The organism is Paraburkholderia sp. CNPSo 3281 (genome assembly GCF_024206515.1).
GTDB classification, from domain to species: domain Bacteria; phylum Pseudomonadota; class Gammaproteobacteria; order Burkholderiales; family Burkholderiaceae; genus Paraburkholderia; species Paraburkholderia nodosa.
This window is the reverse complement of record NZ_JAMBPS010000116.1, coordinates 1-4,847: the sequence shown is the minus strand read 5'-3', so window position 1 is coordinate 4,847 and position 4,847 is coordinate 1. Positions and strand designations below refer to the sequence as shown.

General features: G+C 60.0%; 4 protein-coding genes and 2 pseudogenes. 2 read left to right on the top strand and 4 right to left on the bottom strand.

Annotation, left to right across the window (positions count from 1 at the left end; genetic code table 11):
• Positions 1 to 900: pseudogene (locus tag M3I56_RS40150) on the top strand (IS66 family transposase); the annotation flags it as partial.
• Between the two features lie 118 nt (positions 901 to 1,018).
• Here M3I56_RS40150 and M3I56_RS40145 read toward each other — a convergent pair.
• From M3I56_RS40145 to M3I56_RS40135, 3 genes are read right to left on the bottom strand one after another with little or no spacing between them, the layout of a single operon-like run.
• On the bottom strand, positions 1,019 to 2,014 hold the full coding sequence (locus M3I56_RS40145; protein ID WP_254358576.1) for a tyrosine-type recombinase/integrase: 996 nt from the start codon (positions 2,012 to 2,014) through the stop codon (positions 1,019 to 1,021).
• Positions 2,011 to 2,958, bottom strand: a complete 948-nt coding sequence (locus tag M3I56_RS40140; RefSeq protein WP_254358575.1) for a tyrosine-type recombinase/integrase — start codon at positions 2,956 to 2,958, stop codon at positions 2,011 to 2,013. The genes M3I56_RS40145 and M3I56_RS40140 overlap by 4 nt, the downstream gene beginning before the upstream one ends.
• Positions 2,955 to 4,187, bottom strand: coding sequence for a site-specific integrase (locus tag M3I56_RS40135; RefSeq protein WP_254358574.1), 1,233 nt, complete (start codon positions 4,185 to 4,187; stop codon positions 2,955 to 2,957). The genes M3I56_RS40140 and M3I56_RS40135 overlap by 4 nt, the downstream gene beginning before the upstream one ends.
• A gap of 124 nt (positions 4,188 to 4,311) precedes the next feature.
• Between M3I56_RS40135 and M3I56_RS40130 the strand changes: the two are divergent.
• Positions 4,312 to 4,551 (top strand): annotated as a pseudogene (locus M3I56_RS40130) (transposase domain-containing protein); the annotation flags it as partial.
• A gap of 21 nt (positions 4,552 to 4,572) precedes the next feature.
• Here M3I56_RS40130 and tnpB read toward each other — a convergent pair.
• Positions 4,573 to 4,847, bottom strand: a 275-nt coding sequence (gene tnpB / locus M3I56_RS40125) for an IS66 family insertion sequence element accessory protein TnpB (protein ID WP_254358573.1), incomplete at its 5' end; no start/stop codon positions are given.

Here is a 4,847-nt window from a genome sequence, read left to right as displayed (position 1 = left end):
GACATCAGCGAGAAGCTGGATTACACGCCCGGCGTGTTCACGGTTGAGCGGCACATCCGGGGTAAATGGGCGTGCAAGGCATGCGAGACGCTGGTGCAGGCTGCGGTGCCGCCGCACGTGATCGACAAGGGCATCCCGACCACCGGTCTGCTGGCTCAAGTGCTGGTCGCCAAGTACAGCGATCACCTGCCGTTGTATCGGCAGGAGCGCATCTTTGCACGGGCGGGTCTGGCGATCGCGCAATCGACGCTCGGCGCCTGGGTTGGCGCGTGTGGCGTGCGCCTGCAGCCCCTGGTCGATGCACTTCGCGAAGAGGTATTGCAGCACGCGGTACTGCATGCCGACGAGACGCCGGTACAGATGCTTGCACCGGGAAAGGGCAAGACCCATCGAGCCTATCTGTGGGCGTACAGCACCACGCAGTTCGCCGATCTGAAGGCGGTGATCTATGACTTCGCCGAGAGTCGCGCCGGCGAACATGCACGCGCATTCCTGGGCGAGTGGCGCGGCAAGCTGGCGTGCGACGATTACGGGGGCTACAAGTCCAGCTTCAGGAGTGGGGTCACAGAGATCGGGTGCCTGGCCCACGCGCGCCGTAAATTCTTCGATTTACACGTCAAGCACCAGAGCGAGCTGGCCGAGCCCGCGCTGCGATACTTCGGTGCGTTATACGAAGTAGAACGCGACGCTGCCGAATTCGAGCCCGATAGAAGACGTCTTGTGCGTCAGGAGCGGGCTCGCCCCATCGCCGACGAACTCCATGCATGGCTGCTCACGCAACGGCAGCGTGTGCCGGACGGATCCGGGATCGCCGCAGCGCTCGACTACAGCCTCAAACGTTGGGAGGCGCTTACGCGCTATCTGGACGATGGGCATGTGCCAGCCGATAACAACTGGGTTCATGCCGCTAGCGGCATGAACCCAGTTATGCCGACTCCCCGATTATGCCGCGTCATGAATCCACGCATACGACGGTTGGGGGGATCTCTGTTCCCGGTCGTTCGGATTGTCGGCATTATCAGAGAGCCTCCAGGAATGCGAGCAACGGGTCTGGAGGTTTGTAGCGTGTCGGCGCGACACCGCTTGCCGTGGCGTGCGCGAGCGCGCGCTCCTTGAGTTGCATGTCGGCGTGCAAGTAGATCTGAGTCGTCTCGGAGGACTCGTGACCGAGCCAGAGCGCGATCACGGTTAGGTCGACGCCGTGATGCATCAGGCTCATCGCGGACGTGTGCCGAAGCGTGTGAGGCGTTATGGATTTTTTCTTCAGCGAAGGGCACGAGAGACGCGCGATTGCGGCATTGCGCGACACGAGTCGCTGAAGAGCATCGGCACTGAGATGACCACCGCGCGAACTGGGGAAGACTGGATCACCTGGTTCGCCCGGTTGATACAGCAGCCATTGTTTCAGGACGGCAACGACATCCGGTCGCAGCGGAGTGCATCTCATCTTTCTGCCTTTGCCAAGGCAACGGACGTGGGCGCCTGTGCCGAGCATCACGTCCTGACGCCGGAGTGTGGTCAATTCACTGTTGCGCAGACCCGTTTGAACCGCTACAAGAAGCAGCGTTCGGTCGCGATTGCCGATCCACGTTCGTACGTCAGGCGCCCCTACCAGAGCGGCGGCCTCGCTCTCTGTCAGAAACTCAACAGGGCCGTGCTCGCAGCGTTTAGATGGAATTGCAAGAATGCGCTGACACTGCAGAAACAACGCAGGCTCGCTGACCGCGACGAACCGGAAGAAGGCATGCACGGCGGCAAGCCGCGTGTTGCGTGTCCGGACCGAATTGCCTCTGCCGTGTTCGAGGTGCTGTAGGAATTCCTCGATCAACGACACGTCGAAGTCCTCGATTCGCAGCTTTGACGGTGTGCGCCCGATACACTTCGTGGCAAACGCTAGAAGCAGCCGGAACGTGTCACGGTAACTTGCCACCGTATGTGAACTCAGACCTTGCTGCTCGAGCAGGCGCTGGCTAAAAAAGCGCTGAACGAGGGATGGGAGACTGGCGGTACTCACGGCCGTTCTCCTGGACAGTTCTTGTCGAGATAGGCTGCCGCGAGTTCGAGCAACTCAGGAACCGCTTCGACGTACCAGTACGTAAGACCGACGTTGACATGCCCGAGGTAGGCGGCAAGTTTCGGCAATTCGCGACTTACGTCGAGACCGGCACGATACCATTCGACCAGCCGTCCAGTCGCGAAGCTATGCCGGAAGTCCTGGAGGCGCGGGCCGTAACCATCGCGCCCATCCTCTGTCGCCGATCGCAGACCAACAGCGCGCGACATTCTGACGAACATGCTTCGTGCAGTGCCGGCCTTCAGTCGCTTGCCGCGCTCACCAACCAGGAACGCCTCGCTCAATCGTAAGGGACAGAGTTGATCGCGTTTCAGGGCATAATGTTCGAGTGCCATCCGGGTCGACTCTGCTACAGGAACAAAGCGCGATTTGCCGAACTTCGATTCGCGGATGGAGAGTATCCCGCTGACGAGGTCAACGTCGGACCGATCAAGCCGAAACGCTTCGCCTGGCCTGAGGCCCGTCGCCACAAGTAGCCCTATGAGCGTCGAATAGGTCTGTGCTCGCATGCCGGTTCGGGATCGCAGTTGAGCGGCTCGGGTCATAAGCAGATCAATTTCCTGCTCAGTGTAAATATGCGGGGCATTGCGCCGTCTTCTGGCACTCAGGAGTCCTGCTGGAGGAATCTGGTTTCGACCGTCAATGACGTTCATCCATCTGGCGAATCCTCTCACTTGAGAGAGGCGCCGCCCCCAGGTGGCGCGTTCGACGAGTGTGGACGTCATCGCCCAGCGCATAGCCAGATCGGTAGTAATGAACTCTGCGTCTTCATGTTCCAGAAGATCAACGAAATGGCCGAGTGCCAATGCAGGTTCGTAGAATGACGCCCCGAGAGCGCGGCGGACCGCCACGTACCGAGCAAGAGAATCGCGGATCGCAGTCATATTGAACCTCCAGCCGTGGGCCACGAGCGCGCGACCTCGCGCAGGTCCTCAAACGCGACCTTTGCATAGATCGCGGTACTGTCCGGTGAGCGGTGCCGCAAGACCTCGGCTATTTCTGCCATCGAGGCCCCGTGGCGAATCATCGTCGTCGCCAGACCGTGACGAAACAGATGTGCTGCGCCCCGGCACGCGGGGCGGAAACCGGCACGTGCGAAGGCCTGACAAACGATGTTGCCAATCGACCCCGGCCCCGCCAAACCAACCCGAGGTGCCAATCTGCGAAGGAAGACGCGCCGCGACGCACTCGCTCCGCGACCATCGCGGAGGTATGTTGCGATTGCTTCTCCGACCTCCGATGGCAGGGGGACGTGTTCGACCATTTGCCCCTTGCCATGAACGACGAGTTCCCCCGAACGCCAGTGAATGTCGTCAAGCTCGATTGCGACGATTTCTCCAGCACGTAGACCGAGCCGCGCCAACAACAGCAGGATTGCGTAGTCGCGGCGCCCAGTCGGAGTCGACCGGTCTGCAGATGCAATGAGAGCTTCTTGCTGCTCAGGCGTGAGGAACGTCGGTACAGTCGACTGTCGCCACTTACGAACTGCGGGCACGGACTCACACAGATCTTGTGCCGTATGACCGCGCAAAAATAGGAAATGGCAAAACGAGCGAAGCGCAACTGCCATCAGCCGCGTGTACACTGGCGATCGGCCTTTGCTGCGGGCAAGAAGATGATTCCGGATCGTTACCGCGTCAAATGCATCTGGCAATAAACTTCCGTCGCCGGCCGAGTGGCTGTCGAGAAAGTCGCGAATGAACGGGCCGTAGACAAGCAGAGAGTTCTTCGCGAGTCCACGATCATGCCTCAGATAGTCCAGGTATCGGCCATAAATGTGCGCGATCGCGGACTGGCGGCGCAAGGTCGGCGGGCACACAATGGCTTCGGCGCGCAAATAGGCGAGAAACTGCCGTAATGTGGGTCGCGCACGCTGGACGCGGTCTCGTGATGTGTCGATCAAGCGCTTCATAAAACGAGCCGTGACAGACTCATCGAGATCAATCAGGTCGATGTTCCTGCTCTTCATCCACCCAGAGAACGCACGCAGGATTCTTCGTTTCTTGCGAAGCGATACCTCGGAATAGTGTGCTGCCCGTAGACGATCAAGAAATGCATCGATGTGATGGGCCGGCAGGCTGCCGGAATCACTGACTATGCGTGTCGCCTTCATTTGATCTCTCCTGGCCAGCGCGATAGCCAGCCTGAGAAATCATACGTTTATGCCGACACAGCGGTCATGAAAGGCCATATCCACCGCCACGCACATGTGCGACGCGGCATAATCGGGGAGTCGGCATAACTGGGTCGAGAATCAAATACGGCCGTGGGCCCTGGGGAGGTCGAACTGGTTGTTCGCAGGATCTCTGCGTGCTGGAAAACGCGCGGCCGCGATCATGACATTGATCCGCTCTGCACAACTGAACGGACACGATCCGTTGGCTTACCTGAAGGACGTGTTGACGCGCTTGCCGACACACCGTGCCGCCGACATAGCGCAACTGCTTCCTCATCGCTGGACGCCGACCGCTGCTTGATCGTTTGAGCGATTGCCCCCGTCAAGATGCCTTCCCCGGGTGCTTACGCTCGATCACCTCCTGATGCCGCCTGGGCCACACGAAATGGTCTTCTTCAAGCCGGCGCAACATCAGCCAGAAACCGGTGCGCTCGTACAGCAGGAGCTTGACGCGATCGCGTTTGCGGTTGTGGAACGCATACACGGCACGGGCGAGCGGGTCCAGCTGCATTGACTCCGCGACCAGGGCAGCAAGGGTATTGATGCCGGCGCGGAAGTCAATCGGCTCGCGGTACAGGTAGACTTTCAGGTCGTCGT